The sequence below is a fragment of the Shewanella abyssi genome, assembly GCF_023284025.1.
In the GTDB taxonomy this organism is placed as follows: domain Bacteria; phylum Pseudomonadota; class Gammaproteobacteria; order Enterobacterales; family Shewanellaceae; genus Shewanella; species Shewanella abyssi.
On the sequence record NZ_JAKIKR010000055.1, the window covers coordinates 14,715 to 31,967 of the forward strand.

Here is a 17,253-nt window from a genome sequence, read left to right on the forward strand (position 1 = left end):
CAAACGCTATCGTTTAAGTGAATCATTAAACCGCTAGCAGATAAAAACGTAATCAATAGACAGTTAAATAACATTATCACTTTCACAGTGCCCAGCTTGTATAAAGAGCTTATAGAAGTTGTTTATACAAGCCATTTAAACAAGCTGTGTGAGCCCAAAAAAAGGAACAGCAAATGAGCGCAGGTAAGAAGTTTCGCGAGGCATTAGTTGCTAATCGTCCGCTACAAATTGTCGGTACCATTAATGCCTATTCAGCAATGATGGCTAAGAAGATTGGTCATCAGGCTATTTATTTATCCGGTGGCGGCGTTGCAAATGCATCCTACGGTTTGCCTGATTTGGGCATGACTTCACTCAATGATGTGATTGTTGATGTTCAGCGCATTACTTCTGCTTGCGATCTGCCTTTATTGGTTGACATCGATACGGGTTGGGGCGGCGCATTCAATATTGCTAAGACCATTCGTGACATGGAAAAAGCCGGTGCAGCAGCAGTACATATGGAAGATCAAGTGGCGCAAAAGCGCTGTGGTCACCGCCCAAACAAAGAGATTGTTTCAACAACTGAGATGGTTGACCGTATTAAAGCCGCCGTAGATGCCCGTACCGACCCTGATTTTTTCATCATGGCGCGTACTGACTCATTCGCACAAGAAGGCTTAGAGGCGGCTATTGCACGGGCTAAAGCTTATGTTGTTGCTGGTGCTGATGGCATTTTTGCCGAAGCGGTTAAAACCGAAGAGCATTACCGCGCCTTTGCTGATGCGCTTGATGTGCCAATTCTTGCCAACATTACCGAGTTTGGCCAAACCGAATTGTGGAATAAAGAGCAACTTGGTGAGTGGGGCGCCTCTATGGTGCTTTACCCGTTAAGTGCGTTCAGAGCAATGAATAAAGCCGCTGAGATGGTTTACACCTCTATCCTCGAGCAAGGTGACCAAAAAGCTGTGGTTGATTCTATGCAAACGCGTATGGATCTCTACGACTACCTGGGCTATCACGACTATGAGCAGAAGTTAGATAACCTATTTGCTGAAGGTAAAAACCTTTAGTCGTAGATTTGAGCTTTTCGTTTTACAGAAATACGTTCTACCGCAGTACCTTACAAATCATCAGCGCTAGGGGATAGCGCTGTTAGATATAAATATAAATACCCGCAGTCGTTAATTGACGGGTAACAAAAATAGAAGGAAGACAGTCATGGGCGATACTAAACACATAGATAAGCAAGTAGACAAGAAGTTGAGCGGTGCAGGTCTACGTGGCCAAAGTGCAGGTGAGACAACACTTTGTACCGTAGGTCAGTCTGGATCGGGACTGACTTATTGTGGTTACGATATATCAGACTTAAGCGAAAATGCCACGTTTGAAGAGGTAGCTTACCTACTGTTTAACGGTGAGTTACCAAACCAAACACAACTTGATCACTATAAAACTGAGCTTTTCGCCCTGCGCGATCTTCCACAAGCACTGAAAGAAGTACTGCAGCGTATTCCTGCTGATGCTCATCCTATGGATGTGATGCGTACCGGTTGTTCATTTTTAGGTAACCTAGAGCCAGAAAATGACTTTAGTGAGCAGAATGCCTCAACAAACCGCCTATTAGCCGCGTTCCCGGCCATCATGTGTTACTGGTACAAGTTCTCTCATGAAGGCGTAGAGATAGATTGTGTTACTGATGAAGAGTCTATCGGTGGTCACTTCTTACACCTGCTTAATGGCAAAGCACCGTCAGAGCAGCATCGCCGTGTTATGGATGTATCACTTATTCTTTATGCTGAGCATGAATTTAACGCATCAACCTTTACCGCACGTGTTTGCGCATCAACCTTGTCAGACATGTACTCGTGCATTACAGGGGCTATCGGTACTTTGCGTGGACCACTACATGGCGGCGCCAACGAAGCCGCAATGGACATGATCCAAACGTTCAGCTCGCCAAGCGATGCTAAAGAGCAGATGGCGGGCATGCTGGCACGTAAAGAGAAGATCATGGGCTTTGGTCATGCTATCTACCGTACCTCTGATCCACGTAACGTTATCATTAAAGCATGGTCTGAGAAGTTGGCTAACGAGAATGGTGATACGTCGCTGTATGACATCTCTGTCGCGTGTGAAGAGTTTATGTGGGATAGCAAGAAACTGTTCTGTAACGCTGATTTTTTCCATGCATCGGCTTATCACTTTATGGGCATTCCAACTAAGTTGTTTACCCCGATTTTCGTCTGCTCACGTCTAACGGGCTGGGCTGCACATGTGATGGAGCAGCGCACTAACAACCGTATTATTCGCCCAAGTGCGGATTACACCGGTAGCGAACCGCGTCAGGTTGCACCTATTAGTGAAAGGTAATCACGGCAATTAGTTTTAGGGCAGTGAATAACTGCCTTAAAGTTACTTTAGTTGTTAATAAATAAATATATTTAGGTGTACTAAAAGGTTGATGATAGTTTTTTGCCGAGCTAGAACCTAGAACCTCTAATACTCGAGGCTAGAACTTCCAATCTTCGAGCCAAAATATTTTATTTTTAAAGTGGAACACGTTATGAATACGACTTACCGTAAATCGTTACCCGGTACTGATTTAGATTATTTTGATACCGAAGCTGCCGTCAACGCCATTAGTCCTGGCAGCTATAGCAAACTGCCTTATAGCTCTCGCGTCTATGCCGAGAACCTTGTGCGTCGCTGTGATCCTGAAATCTTAACCGATTGCCTCAAGCAGATCATCGAGCGTAAGCGTGATTTGGATTTTCCTTGGTATCCCGCTCGCGTAGTGTGCCACGACATTTTAGGTCAAACTGCATTGGTTGATTTAGCCGGCCTACGTGATGCTATTGCTGATAAAGGTGGCGATCCGTCAAAAGTGAATCCAGTGGTGCCAACGCAGTTGATCGTTGATCACTCCTTAGCGGTTGAACACGCAGGTTTTGAGAAAGATGCCTTTGAGAAAAATCGCGCCATAGAAGACCGACGTAACGACGACCGCTTTCACTTTATCAACTGGACTAAAACAGCGTTTAAGAATATTGATGTGATCCAGCCGGGTAACGGCATCATGCATCAAATCAACTTAGAAAAGATGTCGCCAGTAGTGCAAGCGCGAGAAGGTGTCGCGTTTCCTGATACCTTAGTGGGTACCGACAGCCATACACCGCACGTTGATGCGTTAGGCGTTATCGCCATTGGTGTTGGCGGTTTAGAGGCCGAAAGCGTCATGCTCGGTCGTCCGTCTTATATGCGTTTGCCAGATATTGTCGGTGTTGAGCTGGTGGGTAAACGCCAAGATGGCATTACTGCCACTGATATCGTGTTAGCCATTACTGAATTTTTACGTAATGAGAAGGTTGTTTCGACCTATCTTGAATTTTATGGCGAAGGTGCTGCAAACTTAACCCTTGGCGATCGTGCAACGATCTCCAACATGACACCTGAATTTGGCGCCACTGCAGCCATGTTTTATATCGATGACAAAACCATCGATTATCTAAAGCTGACTGGCCGTGACGATAAGCAAGTTAAGCTGGTTGAAACTTACGCCAAAACAACAGGTCTTTGGGCTGACAGTTTAAAAGGTGCACAATATGAGCGTGTGCTGCGTTTTGACCTATCCAGTGTCGGGCGTAATATTGCCGGACCATCGAACCCACATCGCCGTGTCTCAACCAGTGACTTAGCCGCAAAAGGCATCAGTGGCGTGGTAGAAAATGAAGCAGGCTTAATGCCTGATGGCGCTTGTATTATTGCGGCTATTACCAGCTGTACCAACACCTCTAATCCACGTAACGTCATTGCAGCGGGTCTGCTTGCGCGTAACGCAAATGCTAAAGGTTTAACCCGTAAACCTTGGGTTAAAACCTCATTGGCACCGGGCTCAAAAACAGTACAATTATACCTTGAAGACGCCAATTTGCTAACAGAACTTGAAGCTTTGGGTTTTGGTATTGTCGGATTTGCCTGCACCACGTGTAATGGCATGAGCGGCGCGCTTGACCCGGTTATTCAACAAGAAGTGATTGAACGCGATTTGTACACCACCGCAGTACTTTCAGGTAACCGTAATTTTGACGGCCGAATCCACCCCTATGCCAAACAAGCATTTTTAGCGTCACCGCCATTGGTTGTTGCCTACGCGATAGCGGGTACGATTCGATTTGATATCGAAAAAGACGTGCTGGGTACTGATGCCAACGGCAATGATATTCTGCTTAAAGATCTGTGGCCATCGGATGAAGAGATTGATGCGGTTATTGCAAAGAGCGTTAAGCCTGAGCAGTTCCGAAAAGTCTACGAGCCAATGTTTGATATTAAAGTCGAATATGGCGCTGATAATGATCCGCAGTATAACTGGCGCCCACAGAGCACCTATATTCGCCGTCCTCCCTATTGGGATGGGGCATTAGCGGGTGAGCGAAAAATGAAAGGCATGCGTCCGTTAGCTGTGCTTGGTGACAATATCACTACCGATCATCTATCGCCTTCAAACGCCATCATGCTCGACAGCGCGGCGGGGGCATACCTAGACAAAATGGGTCTGCCAGAAGTTGACTTCAATTCTTATGCAACCCACCGCGGCGACCATTTAACCGCGCAGCGTGCCACCTTTGCTAACCCAAAACTGTTTAACGAGATGGTGACCCACTTAGGCAAAACCGGTGCCGTTGAAGTGAAACAGGGATCTTATGCGCGGATTGAGCCTGAAGGCACCGAGTCACGCATGTGGGAAGCGATTGAGACCTACATGGCGCGTAAACAGCCGCTGATCATCATTGCTGGTGCAGACTATGGTCAAGGTTCTAGCCGCGACTGGGCAGCAAAAGGGGTTCGTCTAGCGGGTGTTGAAGTGATTGTCGCTGAAGGCTTCGAGCGGATCCACCGTACCAACCTTGTCGGTATGGGCGTACTGCCGCTTGAATTCACCAAGGGCGAAAACCGTCACACCTATCAAATCGATGGTACGGAAACTTATGACGTGATTGGCGAGCGCACACCAGGAGCTGCGCTTACCGTGATTATGACCCGTAAGAGTGGTGATACCGCTGAAATAGCCGTTAAGTGTCGCTTGGACACTGCTGAAGAGGTATCTATCTATGAAGCGGGCGGTATGTTACAGCGCTTTGCTCAAGACTTTTTAGAGTCTTCAGTTAATTAAAGGATCATTAGCTTAATTAAGATGCTACAGCAATATAGCATACACATATTGCCACGTTGATGAGACGCCGCAAGTACATCCTTGTAGGCTCTGCGGTGACCAAGAACGTCCCTGTTGAAATGCCAGCTCGATATCCTTATCTTGCGCTCAGTGCATTTCAGGGGACTGAAATTTCGCCTTGTCACCAAAGCTCATCTTCGTGGCAATATTAAATTAGCTATTTGTTAAGCCGCTAGAAAAGTGTTCGCATAACAAGGTCTGTGTGAATTGGTATTGTTCAGTGGTGTTAAAGGTCGTTAGGCTTATTGGTAATAATCTAATCTCATTCTGAAGCTAGTGACGCTATAAAAATAAAGCAATTTAACGGTAATCTCATATGACAAACAAAAAAGTACATTTACCCCAGATTAAAGTGCCAGCGACTTATATGCGTGGCGGCACCAGTAAAGGCGTGTTTTTCAATCTCACCGATCTTCCCTTAGCAGCGCAGGTTGCAGGTAAAGCCAGAGACTCATTGTTACTTCGCGTCATCGGCAGCCCCGATCCTTACGGCAAGCAAACCGATGGTATGGGCGGGGCAACCTCAAGTACCAGTAAAACAGTGATCGTAGCAAAGAGCACGCAAGCTGATCACGATGTCGATTATCTTTTTGGGCAAGTCGCTATCGATAAAGCATTTGTCGATTGGAGCGGTAATTGCGGCAATTTGTCAGCCGCTGTTGGTTCGTTTGCCATCAGCAGTGGATTGGTGGAGAGCAGCCGAGTACCTGAAAATGGTATTGCAGTGGTTAGGATCTGGCAGAAGAATATCAGCAAAACCATTATTGCCCACGTGCCGATCTCCAATGGCGAAGTCCAAGAAACTGGCGACTTTGAACTCGATGGCGTCACGTTTCTAGCAGCAGAAGTCATTGTGGAGTTTATCGATCCCGCCGATGGCGAAGGGGCAATGTTTCCAACCGGTAATTTAGTCGATGACTTAATGTTACCCACCGATGTCGTTCCTGCAGGCATGCTAAAAGCCACCATGATCAATGCAGGTATTCCGACGGTGTTTGTTAACGCAAAAGATCTCGGCTACAGCGGCGCTGAGCTGCAAGAGGCGATAAACAGTGACGCTAACGCGTTAACCATGTTTGAGGCTATCCGTGCTTATGGCGCTGTGCAGATGGGACTGATAAGCCATATTGATGAAGCCGCGGCTCGCCAACATACTCCTAAGGTTGCCATCGTTGCAGAGCCTATTGATTACACCTCATCAAGTGGTAAAGCGATTGCTAAAGGCGATATTGATCTAAACGTGCGAGCGTTGTCTATGGGTAAACTGCATCACGCGATGATGGGCACCGCTGCGGTGGCGATCGGTACCGCGGCAGCAATACCAGGCACGCTGGTGAGTATCGCTGCGGGTAACGTAGAGCGTGGATCTGTGCTCTTTGGCCATCCATCAGGTACCTTAAAAGTGGGTGCACAAGCTAGCCTTGTTGAAGGGCAATGGAAGGTAAACAAAGCTGTGATGAGTCGTAGCGCTCGGGTACTGATGGAAGGTTGGGTGAGGGTGCCATCTGACACTCTATCAGATTATATTTGAAGCCATTCATACCATCAGCGGATCTAATCGAAATGTAATATACCGACGATATGTCTCAACCGCGGCGACAGGGCGCACGGCTATACAGGACTAATTACGCGATTGAGCATGCTTAATCCGCTGAACCTAGACATAAGGCGAGACACTAATATTTGTGTATTCCATTATTGAGTTATAATGTAAGGGCAATTTATTGCTATGACTTAGCACAATTAAACTAAAGAGAATAATATGAGTAAAGGTATTGTAAAGTGGTTCAACGCGGATAAAGGTTTTGGATTTATAACACCTGAAGATGGTAGTAAAGATCTTTTTGTGCACCATTCAGAAATTCAAAGTGGTGGTGATTACGCAACACTAAATGATGGTCAAGCTGTTGAATTTGAAGTTGGCCAAGGTCAAAAAGGGCCTTGTGCTAATAAAGTTGTCCCTCTTTAAGTTGTCAGTACGATAAGCGGGACTTTAAACAGTCGTTTGAGTACCGCTTCTCTTCACAATTTACCAAGCGTAAAAGCAGCTGATGACATAGCCAATATTGATGTCAGAATGCCCGCAGGTTGTGTATTGTGTTTCCCACCCGTAATACACTTCTTACGTTGTATCTCAATCCGAGCCAGTGTCACAGGCTAATAAAGTCAATTTCAAATTTACTTTACTTGAGGTAAAATGCGCAATTATTCTATTTGATGACAGCCATGACGATAAATATTAAAAATGTACCGGAAACCGAAATCACCTGTTCAAACTGTCAGGCCTGCTGCTGCCGTTTAGAGGTGTTTCTCCTTACCGATACAGGTGTTCCTGAAGAGCATATTGCTGTCGATAATTGGGGCGGCGAAACGATGTTGCGTTTAGAGGATGGTTGGTGCGCTGCGTTAGACCGTGAGACACTGATGTGTTCCATTTATGAGAATCGCCCTTGGGTTTGTAGAGAATTCGAAATGGCATCTTATGAATGTGGTGTTGAAAGAGAAGCAATGCTGTAGCGTTATATCTACAAAAAAATAATGGCCATCGTGAAATTTAGACGGCCATATTGCTGCTTACATCGCTGAAGATTTAGGCGCTGCTTTTTTCGCAGCCTTAGCAGCTTTCTTTTCTTTTGCAGTTAAAAGCGGCTGTTTTTTTACAGCTTTTTTACTGTCTTGTCCTTTACTCATAATACATTCCACCTTCTTACGTGATAGACCAAAAGTCAGCTTGAACCAACCTAAGGACTGTAGCAACCAGAGACTTTTAGTATAAAAGCCAATTCAGTCAATAACAGCTTTAGTATGGCCTTATAGAAGGACAATTGATAGGGCTAGCGCTATCAGGGCATCTTTAACTAATGGGAATGTATAGATAAAGACCATATCGCTTCTTTGATGTGCAACTAATGAAGATGACTTGAGCGAGATAACTGCAAGAGGTTACCGCTACTGTATTGAATTTTTGCTATTGATTCACAAAATCACTATTTCGCGCAAATTCTATCGCTTGATCACAGAGTTGAGCTTTTTGTTGTTTGCTTGCTGCTTTGAATTTAGCCATATAAGCTTCTAGCTGTTTATTTGTGCTTTCGGACATTGTCATCTCTTCAATGCCTGCGTTTTTATGCGACATCATCGACTGTCCTACAATAGTGCCTTCTATTTGCATGTCATTCTCACTGTAGAATGTGGTGCAAATCATTAAACTTGCCATACCAATAGCGGCTTCCGGTTCAAGATTCTTAGCGACTGCTGAACCTGCAAAAAGACAACTGATTAAACTTGCGAGTACGATTTTTTTCATTACTTCAATCCTATACTTATTGCATCTATGGTTTTGATATCTAGATGATATTACGGAGCAAATTTGTCACTTGAAATCTGCTTATGCGTTGAGCTGTAGGCTAGCATAAGTTGTAAAGTCATGGATGTGACCGGTACCAGCTAAACTATTAACAAGCTAAAGTGGTGTTTGGTTTTGTGTGTACAGTCACTTAAAAAAGCCTAATTAAGCCATTTAGGTAATTAACCCAAGACTATTGCCTAAAAAACACCGATAATTCTCTACATTAAGGCACGCTAGCCGATTGACAGCGCACGACTCTGGACACAATTCAATGGAAATCAAAGTTAACTTTCTCGACAACCTCAGACTTGAAGCAAAGTTTGATGACTTTACCGTCACTGCAGACCAGCCAATTCGTTACAAAGGCGATGGTTCAGCCCCTAGCCCATTTGATTACTTCTTAGCATCATCAGCGCTATGTGCAGCCTATTTTATCAAGGTGTACTGTAAGGCTCGAGATATTCCAACGGAAAATATCAGACTGTCGCAAAACAACATTGTGGATCCTGAAGACCGCTACAACCAAATATTTCAAATTCAGGTTGAGCTACCTGGGGATATCTCCGACAAAGACAGGACCGGTATTCTTCGTTCGATCGACCGTTGTACGGTAAAGAAAGTGGTGCAGACGGGGCCAGAGTTTAAAATCGAAACGGTTGAAAATCTCGACGAAGACGCAAATGCGATGTTGATGGCTCAAGCCGATAGCGATGCAAGTACCTACATTTTGGGTAAAGATTTACCGCTTGAGCAAACGATTTCGAATATGACTAGCATGCTTGCCGAATTAGGCATGAAGATAGAAATATCGTCATGGCGCAATATTGTGCCTAATGTTTGGTCTTTGCACATTCGTGATGCAGCATCGCCAATGTGTTTTACCAATGGTAAAGGTGCAACCAAAGAGAGTGCACTTTGTTCAGCGCTTGGTGAGTTTATTGAACGACTAAACTGTAACTTCTTCTATAACGATCAATTCTTCGGTGAGGAGATTGCAAACAGCGAGTTTGTCCATTATCCAAATGAAAAATGGTTTGCGTTAGAAGAGGATGATTCACTACCTGCAGGCATTTTGGATCAGCATTGTTTAGAGATATACAATCCAGACGATGAACTTGCAGGTTCTAATCTTATCGACACTAACTCTGGCATGACAGAGCGTGGTATTTGTTCTATCCCTTATGTGCGCCACTCTGATGGTGAAACGGTTTACTTTCCGTCTAACTTAATCGAAAACTTATTCTTAAGTAACGGCATGAGCGCGGGTAATAACCTAGCAGAAGCGAAGGTGCAGTGCTTATCAGAAATATTTGAGCGTGCGGTTAAAAGACAGATCATTGAACAAGAAATTGTGTTGCCAGATGTCCCTATGGCTGTGCTTGAAAAGTATCCCGCGATCTTAGCCGGAATTGCTGGGCTAGAAGCACAAGGTTTCCCTGTTGTCGTCAAAGATGCGTCGCTTGGTGGTCAATTTCCAGTAATGTGTGTCACCTTGATGAATCCTAGAACTGGCGGCGTATTTGCCTCGTTTGGTGCTCACCCAAGCTTTGAAGTCGCAGTCGAGCGCAGTTTGACCGAGTTGTTACAAGGTCGAAGTTTTGAGGGCTTAAACGATGTTCCTAAGCCGACATTCGATAGCATGACGGTCACTGAGCCAGAGAATTTTGTAGAACACTTTATCGATTCTACAGGGGTTATTTCATGGCGCTTCTTTAGCAGCAAACATGACTATGATTTCTGTGAGTGGGATTTCTCTGGCAGCAATGAAGAGGAAACAGCAAGCTTATTCAGCATCTTGGCTGACATAGGCAAAGAAGCTTATATTGCAGAGTTTGATCAGTTAGGTGCGTCAGTATGTCGCATATTGGTACCAGATTACTCTGAAGTGTATCCAGTCGAAGATTTGATTTGGGATAACACTAATAAGTCGCTTAATTATCGTGAAGATATCTTGAATCTGCATTCTCTAGAGGATGACGAGCTGGCTGATTTGGTTGAACGACTAGAGGAGAGTCAACTGGATAACCAAACCGATATTCCGACATTGATTGGGATTGTGTTTGACGAAAATACTGCTTGGGGTCAGTTAACGATTATTGAGCTTAAGATCCTTATTTATCTGGCACTAGGCGAGTTAGAAAATGCGATGGAGTTGGTGGCTGAATTTTTGCAGTACAACGACAATACGGTTGAGCGTGGTTTATTCTATCAAGCGGTTAATGCGGTACTTGAAGTCACCATGGATGAGGAGCTTGAGCTTGAACACTTTATTGGGAACTTCAATAGAATGTTCGGTGAAGAGAACATGCAAAACGTGGTGGGTTCGGTAACGGGTGAGGTTAAGTTCTTTGGTCTGACAAAAACCAGCATGAAGCTTGAAGGTATTGAGCCGCACTTGAGATTGATTGAAAGCTATAAGAAATTGCATCAAGCGCGTAAAGACAAAGCTGTAAGTTAGTTGCATCAACCTTTGTTTTAAGCATTAAAAAAGCCCATCATTCGATGGGCTTTTTATTATCACCATTTTGAGCGAGCTAAAGTCTCTGCGCAGCGGGTATAGTTAAAGCCTTAGTAGTACTTTTTAGTTGCCAATAAACAGACTGTAATGGTTAAAACCAAAGCTAGGGAAGTCGTTGAAATGACTAAAGACAGTGTTGATCAGTATTCAAACCAATTGCGTGATGCTTTGCTTGCAAGACCTCATTTGATTATAGCAATCCAGCATTGGGCGCACTCGAGTAACCCTGCGTTACGCGATTGAGAAATTTGATAGCGATACACGGAGAAACTTGATTGCTCTTTAAATATTCACTGCATCTTGTCACCATGTTCACTGTTGGCGTTTGGGGTCGTCTGCTGTTAGGTTAAGCATTGTTATGCTTAAATCAATAAAGCCTTAAGTTGTTGCTTTAACGAATTTATACCAATGGTATTTACCGTGTGGACAGAATAAGGATATTTTAATGTATAGAACCCTCGTAGCAACGACAATTGTCGCTATCGCGCTTACTGGTTGCAGTTATAGTGGCAATCAGAATGACACTAAGCAGCAAGTTGAGACTGTTAGTCCCGTTGCTTTTGAAAGCTACAGCGCAGAACAATTTTATAAAACTACCAGCGTGTTTGGCTCATCCATTAATCATCTAGGTAATGCCGTATTGGTGAGTAATGATGAAAGTGGAATTTTCAATGCTTATCGCGTTCCAGTTGATGGCTCAACAGCAACGCAATTGACCTCGTCGATGAAAGAATCCATTTTTGTAGAAACTTGGTTCCCCCAAGATGAACGTTTTCTTTATAGCGCTGACAAAGGCGGTGATGAACTTAACCATCTGTTTGTTCAGGAGCTCGACGGTAAGGAAGTCGATTTAACTCCGGGAGAAGGGCTAAAAGCATCGCTTATTTCTTGGCATGAAGATGAGCAATCATTCTTTGTGGCAACAAACGAGAGAGATGCCAAATATTTCGATGTATATCAATATAGTACTGCAGATTATAGCCGCACATTGGTGTTTAAGAATGAGTCTGGATATGGGGTAGAGGGGGTTAGCCCAAATGGACGCTTCATTGCCCTGAGTAAAAGCCACTCCAATAGTAATGCCGATCTCTATTTAGTTGATCTTCGTTTAAAAATGAACAAACTTAAGTTACTCACTGAGCATAGTGGCGATGTGGCTTACTCTGTTTATACGTTTTCTAAAGACAACAAACAGCTGTTATTTGCCACTAATGAGTTTGGTGAGTTCAATCAGGCATGGTCATATGATCTTGCTACTGGGAAAAGTGCATTAGATTCTAAAGCAGACTGGGACGTTAGTTTTAGCTACTTTTCAAAAGATGGCCGTTTTCAAATATCGGGTATTAATGCCGACGCACAAACTCAGTTGGTCATTACCGATCTAAAAACCGACACTGAGCTCAAATTGCCCACGCTGCCAAGCGGAGATTTACGCGGGGTCAATTTTTCCAAGGACTCAAGTTCAATGGTGTTTTACATCAATTCAGACACGTCCCCGTCTAATTTATATACCCATCAGCTCGGCAGCGAGGCGATTTTACGTCTGACTAATAGTGGTAACCCGCAGATTAAGGAAGCCAATTTGGTCACGGGTGAAGTTGTTCGGTTTAAGAGTTTTGATGGAGTGGAAATACCCGCTATTTTGTATAAACCTAAACAAGCCGCAATGAAAAAAGTGCCTGCGCTTATCTATATTCATGGTGGTCCAGGGGGGCAATCGCGTAAAGGTTATTCAGCCACAGTGCAGCACTTAGTCAATAACGGCTATGCCATTATTAAAATTAACAATCGTGGCTCGAGTGGTTACGGCAAAACATTCTTCCACCTAGATGATAAACGTCACGGTGAGGATGATCTGCAAGATGTGGTATTTAACAAAAAGTACCTGCAATCACTGGAATGGGTTGATGGAGATAAAATTGGCGTTATGGGTGGCAGTTATGGTGGTTACCTAACGATGGCTGCAATGGCATTTACCGATGAGTTTAATGTCGGGATCAATATATTTGGCGTCACTAATTGGGTCCGTACACTTGAAAGCATTCCACCATACTGGGAAGCATTTCGTAAAAGTCTTTATGACGAGTTAGGCGATCCTGCGACAGACAAAGAGCGCTTGCACAATATTTCGCCAGTGTTTTTCGGTGAACAGGTAAAGAGTCCTGTACTTGTGGTGCAAGGGGCCAATGATCCACGAGTATTAAAGATAGAAAGCGATGAGATGGTTGAGTCTATTCGCTCCGGCGGTACTTATGTCGACTATTTAGTCTTTGATGACGAAGGACATGGGTTCAGTAAGAAAGCCAATCGTATTAGTGCATCAAACAAGTATCTAGAGTTTTTAAATCAATATTTATAATGTGTTAGGCATTTTGATTAGCTTTTATCAGTGGCTAGCAGGTTAAGATATTGATAAAACAAAAAAGCCATTTGAATAGTCAAATGGCTTTTTTATAAGCTTTACATTAACACTAAGGTCTATTTATTTGCTAGCGCTTCAGCTTGGCTCGACATGTACTCGTTGAAAGAGCCATGGAAGTTGATTAACTCTTTGTCTTTTACGTCGATGATATGAGTCGCAAGTGATGATACAAACTCTCTATCGTGGCTGACAAATATCAAGGTGCCTTCGAAGTCTTTTAGCGCATTATTTAGCGCTTCAATGGCTTCCATATCCATATGGTTAGTTGGCTCATCCATAACAAGTACGTTGACATCCATCATCATCAACTTGCCAAACAGTAAGCGGTTCTTTTCACCACCAGAGCAGTTACGTGCTTTTTTGTTGGCATCGTCTTCTGTAAACAGTAGACGACCTAACATGCCACGAACTGAAAGGTCGTTGTGCTTAGGTGTGCGCCACTGAGACATCCAATCAAACAGAGTGAAGTCGTTTTCAAAATCAGCGGTGCTGTCTTGTGGGCAGTAACCGATAGCGGCATTTTCAGACCACTTGATCACGCCTTCGTTGTGCTTAAGTTCATTGACTAAGCAACGTAAGAGGGTGGTCTTACCCACGCCGTTTTCACCAATAACCGCTAGTTTTGCACCCGCTTCTAGAATAAGGTTGCCATCTTGGAATAGTGTACCACCGTCGAAACCATGGCTTAACTCTTCAATCACCAGCGCTTGGCGATGCATCTTCTTACTTTCATCAAAGCGTAAAGAAGGTGTCATACGGCTTGATGATTTAACATCATCAAGAGAAATTTTATCCAGTTTCTTAGCTCGAGAGCTGGCTTGTTTTGCTTTCGATGCGTTGGCACCAAAACGGTTTACGAAGTCTTGCAGCTCTGCCATCTCTGCACTTTTCTTAGCGTTACCAGCAAGCAGTTGCTCTTGGATAAGACCAGCAGCTTCTAAGAAATACTCGTAGTTACCTGGGTAGACGCGCAGCTCACCGTAATCGATATCGGCCATGTGCGTACAAACAGTGTTTAAGAAGTGTCTGTCATGGGAGATGATTATCATGGTGCATTTACGCTTGTTGAGCTCGTCTGCTAACCAACCAATGGTATGTATATCCAAGTTGTTGGTTGGCTCATCGAGTAACAAGATATCAGGGTTAGAAAACAAAGCTTGTGCCAGTAACACTCGTAGTTTTTTACCCGGTGCGACCTGGCTCATTAAGCCAAAGTGAAACTCCTCTTCAATACCTGCTTCTAGCAGGATTTCACCGGCGCGGCTTTCTGCGCTGTAACCGTCCATTTCAGCAAACTCACTTTCAAGCTCGCCGACCTTCATGCCGTCTTCTTCGCTCATTTCTGGCAAAGAATAGATACGTTCACGCTCTTGTTTTACATCCCACAGCTTTGGATCGCCTTGAATTACAGCATCAATAACACTGTATTGTTCAAAAGCGAACTGGTCTTGGCTTAGGGTACCGACTTTTTGACCTGGTGTGATAGACACGTTTCCAGAGGTCGGCGCAAGTTCACCACTAAGGATCTTCATAAAGGTTGACTTACCACAGCCGTTTGCACCGATTAAACCGTAACGGTTACCGTTGCCGAATTTTGCGGAAATGTTTTCAAACAATGGCTCTGGGCCGAACTGCATGGTGATGTTTGCGGTAGAGATCAATGGAATATCCTGAAATGTTAAGTATTCAAAGCTAAGCAGATAACCGCCACCCCCAAATAGGGCAAGCGTTTGCATAGGTAAAACAGCCGCGCATTATACAGAGGTAGGTGCTCATATGTCGAGCAACCAATCCATTTAAGCCAATTAATTGTCTAGTTTTAGCCGCTTTTTACAAAAAATGGCTGGCTTAGCCTATTTGAGCGGGTGATATCGGTATTTTCTTGTTATTATTACAACAATATTGTGGCCGTCAGTGAATGGCCTAGTTAGTTAGCTAACTATTTTTCTACCTTATCAGCGATTTTTGGACACCTCATGATTGAACATCAACAGAACAACCCACTGCACGGCTTAAGCCTTGACACTATGGCGACAGAGCTTGTCAATTTTTACGACTGGAAGATCCTCTATGCGGCGATCCGTTTAGAGTGTTTTAACTCTAACCCTAATATGCCGGCGTGTATTAAGTTCCTAAAGAAGACGGAATGGGCAAGAGAGCGTGTAGAAAGTTTTTATCTTTATCGCTTCAAACGTATGCCAAAAGGTAGCGAAGCTCAGTTTGATCTTAAGCCGCGCGAACGTGGATTTGCAGACGGCATTGTGCCACGTAAGCCGCAAGAGTTAAGCATAGAGTTAATAGAAGAGATGCGCGTTAAAGCTACGGCTGATTATGAAGCGATGAAGCAGAATAAAGGCAGTCGCCCACGTTACGGTAATGATAAACCGAAAGCGCAAGATTCATATGCACAAAACCGACGTCCAGACAAAAATCGACCTGCGCCGTCACAAGATCCTACTAACCCTTGGGGTAAGTAATCCATCAAGTTAGCAGTTTTTAACTTTCGATTTTTCAACCACGAGTGCTTTGAATTTTGATGATTCTCGAACAGAGTGATTTTGAATTAAATGTGCTTTAAGTGAGAAGAGATTGAGGCCGTCGCGACTAAATTAAGCGAGCTTAAAATGAACAACACCTAGCTTACAGTATTAAGCTAGGTGTTGAGTTTTAAATCAAGTGCTTATAGTTTTTCTACTTTTTCAAATCGAGCATTCTTAAGTGGGTATTGAGAACCCGACAATTGAGGGTACTTCTTCCTTAACGCTTCATATTCCGGGTTAATCGCTGTATCTCCACAAATACCTAGCATCAACGTTAGCGACTCTTCACGTTCTGGATATTGCCCAAGATCATTACTTTCTGCTATCCATGGGTTCAATATATTACGGTGTTTTAATAATTCTTCTGCATAACGAGAGTCGTTAGCAAGGTTATTGTGTAAGGGGAACATTTCTTTCACTACTTAAATTGTACGCTGATCTATATGGCGTTGTTCTTGTTGTACAAGCGGCGCTGATTGTGAGTTTGCAGGGCGTTTGCAGGGCGCTTGCGGGACTTTGTGACAGCTGGTTTCTGCCTGTGGACTGCAGAGTCACGCAATGTTACTTGATTGCATCGCCTAACCTAACCTATCAACATGCGCCTATCTCTGAAGGTCTATCATTAGTCATCGTCAATATAAATGTAAAATGGGAATTGGTGGATAGTGAATATAACTTGAAAAGGCTGCAATGTGAGACGATTTTGGGGTAAAGGAACATATAGATGTCAAATTAGAACAATTAGATAGCGTTCGTAGTGAGTTACTTGTGGTGCTGTCTCAACGAGTAAAATATGTAACCACTGAAAATACTCGCACGAAGAGTGCTTTAACTGCGCTAGTTCATGATGATTTGGCAACAATGAGTTAATTAATGCAACAGTCCCATCAATTAATTCCTGGATCTTGATCTGCAATGAAATGTAGTACTAAATTTCAGGCATAAAAAAACCAGCTTATGCTGGCCTACTATTTGATGAATGCATTAGTTATTTTTAATTCTGCTAATAAAGAATTGGTTGCGGGAGCTGGATTACTATTTGTAGAGCAGGGCAACGACCTTCGCCATGTTCTTTTAAAAAGTTGAGTCCGAGTAGCTTTTATACTGCTCCATCCCGCGTCCGTGTTGAACGCATTAGTTGTTTTAATTCTACTAATAAAGAATTGGTTGCGGGAGCTGGATTTGAACCAACGACCTTCGGGTTATGAGCCC

Annotated in this window: 12 protein-coding genes; 9 read left to right on the top strand and 3 right to left on the bottom strand. The window is 43.8% G+C overall.

Annotation, left to right across the window (positions count from 1 at the left end; genetic code table 11):
* Positions 1-173: 173 nt before the first annotated feature.
* The 6 genes from prpB to L2755_RS18485 all read left to right on the top strand — a co-directional run bounded on the left by prpB (position 174) and on the right by L2755_RS18485 (position 7,729).
* Positions 174-1,052, top strand: a complete 879-nt coding sequence (prpB, locus tag L2755_RS18460) for a methylisocitrate lyase (RefSeq protein WP_248982151.1) — start codon at positions 174-176, stop codon at positions 1,050-1,052.
* A gap of 148 nt (positions 1,053-1,200) precedes the next feature.
* Complete coding sequence (prpC, locus tag L2755_RS18465) at positions 1,201-2,352, top strand: bifunctional 2-methylcitrate synthase/citrate synthase (protein WP_248982152.1); 1,152 nt, start codon at positions 1,201-1,203, stop codon at positions 2,350-2,352.
* Between the two features lie 193 nt (positions 2,353-2,545).
* Complete coding sequence (gene acnD, locus L2755_RS18470; protein WP_248982153.1) at positions 2,546-5,152, top strand: Fe/S-dependent 2-methylisocitrate dehydratase AcnD; 2,607 nt, start codon at positions 2,546-2,548, stop codon at positions 5,150-5,152.
* Between the two features lie 376 nt (positions 5,153-5,528).
* Positions 5,529-6,743, top strand: coding sequence for a 2-methylaconitate cis-trans isomerase PrpF (gene prpF / locus L2755_RS18475; protein WP_248982154.1), 1,215 nt, complete (start codon positions 5,529-5,531; stop codon positions 6,741-6,743).
* A 231-nt stretch (positions 6,744-6,974) separates the two neighbouring features.
* Positions 6,975-7,181, top strand: coding sequence for a cold-shock protein (locus L2755_RS18480; RefSeq protein ID WP_202284772.1), 207 nt, complete (start codon positions 6,975-6,977; stop codon positions 7,179-7,181).
* A 257-nt stretch (positions 7,182-7,438) separates the two neighbouring features.
* Positions 7,439-7,729, top strand: a complete 291-nt coding sequence (locus tag L2755_RS18485) for a YkgJ family cysteine cluster protein (protein WP_248982155.1) — start codon at positions 7,439-7,441, stop codon at positions 7,727-7,729.
* Positions 7,730-8,180: 451 nt separating this feature from the next.
* Here the strand turns inward: L2755_RS18485 and L2755_RS18490 are convergent, their stop codons facing one another.
* Complete coding sequence (locus tag L2755_RS18490; protein ID WP_248982156.1) at positions 8,181-8,519, bottom strand: hypothetical protein; 339 nt, start codon at positions 8,517-8,519, stop codon at positions 8,181-8,183.
* 313 nt (positions 8,520-8,832) lie between these two features.
* On the opposite strand from L2755_RS18490, the gene L2755_RS18495 reads away from it, so the two are divergent.
* Together L2755_RS18495 and L2755_RS18500 are read left to right on the top strand one after the other, a co-directional pair.
* Complete coding sequence (locus tag L2755_RS18495; protein WP_248982157.1) at positions 8,833-11,019, top strand: OsmC domain/YcaO domain-containing protein; 2,187 nt, start codon at positions 8,833-8,835, stop codon at positions 11,017-11,019.
* Positions 11,020-11,524: 505 nt separating this feature from the next.
* Complete coding sequence (locus L2755_RS18500) at positions 11,525-13,438, top strand: S9 family peptidase (protein WP_248982158.1); 1,914 nt, start codon at positions 11,525-11,527, stop codon at positions 13,436-13,438.
* 119 nt (positions 13,439-13,557) lie between these two features.
* Here the strand turns inward: L2755_RS18500 and L2755_RS18505 are convergent, their stop codons facing one another.
* The gene (locus L2755_RS18505) at positions 13,558-15,162 is read right to left on the bottom strand and encodes an ABC-F family ATPase (protein WP_248982161.1); all 1,605 of its coding nucleotides are present in this window, start codon (positions 15,160-15,162) and stop codon (positions 13,558-13,560) included.
* A gap of 315 nt (positions 15,163-15,477) precedes the next feature.
* On the opposite strand from L2755_RS18505, the gene L2755_RS18510 reads away from it, so the two are divergent.
* Complete coding sequence (locus L2755_RS18510) at positions 15,478-15,978, top strand: VF530 family protein (RefSeq protein WP_248982159.1); 501 nt, start codon at positions 15,478-15,480, stop codon at positions 15,976-15,978.
* Positions 15,979-16,181: 203 nt separating this feature from the next.
* Here L2755_RS18510 and L2755_RS18515 read toward each other — a convergent pair whose 3' ends face one another.
* On the bottom strand, positions 16,182-16,451 hold the full coding sequence (locus tag L2755_RS18515) for a hypothetical protein (RefSeq protein ID WP_248982160.1): 270 nt from the start codon (positions 16,449-16,451) through the stop codon (positions 16,182-16,184).
* Positions 16,452-17,253 lie beyond the last annotated feature (802 nt).

Excerpts from the sequence above, each read along its gene's own strand:
- L2755_RS18485 (WP_248982155.1), top strand. The coding sequence starts at position 7,439 with ATGACGATAAATATTAAAAATGTACCGGAAACCGAAATCACCTGTTCA.
- L2755_RS18490 (WP_248982156.1), bottom strand. The coding sequence starts at position 8,519 with ATGAAAAAAATCGTACTCGCAAGTTTAATCAGTTGTCTTTTTGCAGGT.
- L2755_RS18515 (WP_248982160.1), bottom strand. The coding sequence starts at position 16,451 with ATGTTCCCCTTACACAATAACCTTGCTAACGACTCTCGTTATGCAGAA.
- prpB (WP_248982151.1), top strand. The coding sequence starts at position 174 with ATGAGCGCAGGTAAGAAGTTTCGCGAGGCATTAGTTGCTAATCGTCCG.
- L2755_RS18480 (WP_202284772.1), top strand. The coding sequence starts at position 6,975 with ATGAGTAAAGGTATTGTAAAGTGGTTCAACGCGGATAAAGGTTTTGGA.
- L2755_RS18510 (WP_248982159.1), top strand. The coding sequence starts at position 15,478 with ATGATTGAACATCAACAGAACAACCCACTGCACGGCTTAAGCCTTGAC.
- prpC (WP_248982152.1), top strand. The coding sequence starts at position 1,201 with ATGGGCGATACTAAACACATAGATAAGCAAGTAGACAAGAAGTTGAGC.
- L2755_RS18495 (WP_248982157.1), top strand. The coding sequence starts at position 8,833 with ATGGAAATCAAAGTTAACTTTCTCGACAACCTCAGACTTGAAGCAAAG.
- acnD (WP_248982153.1), top strand. The coding sequence starts at position 2,546 with ATGAATACGACTTACCGTAAATCGTTACCCGGTACTGATTTAGATTAT.
- prpF (WP_248982154.1), top strand. The coding sequence starts at position 5,529 with ATGACAAACAAAAAAGTACATTTACCCCAGATTAAAGTGCCAGCGACT.
- L2755_RS18500 (WP_248982158.1), top strand. The coding sequence starts at position 11,525 with ATGTATAGAACCCTCGTAGCAACGACAATTGTCGCTATCGCGCTTACT.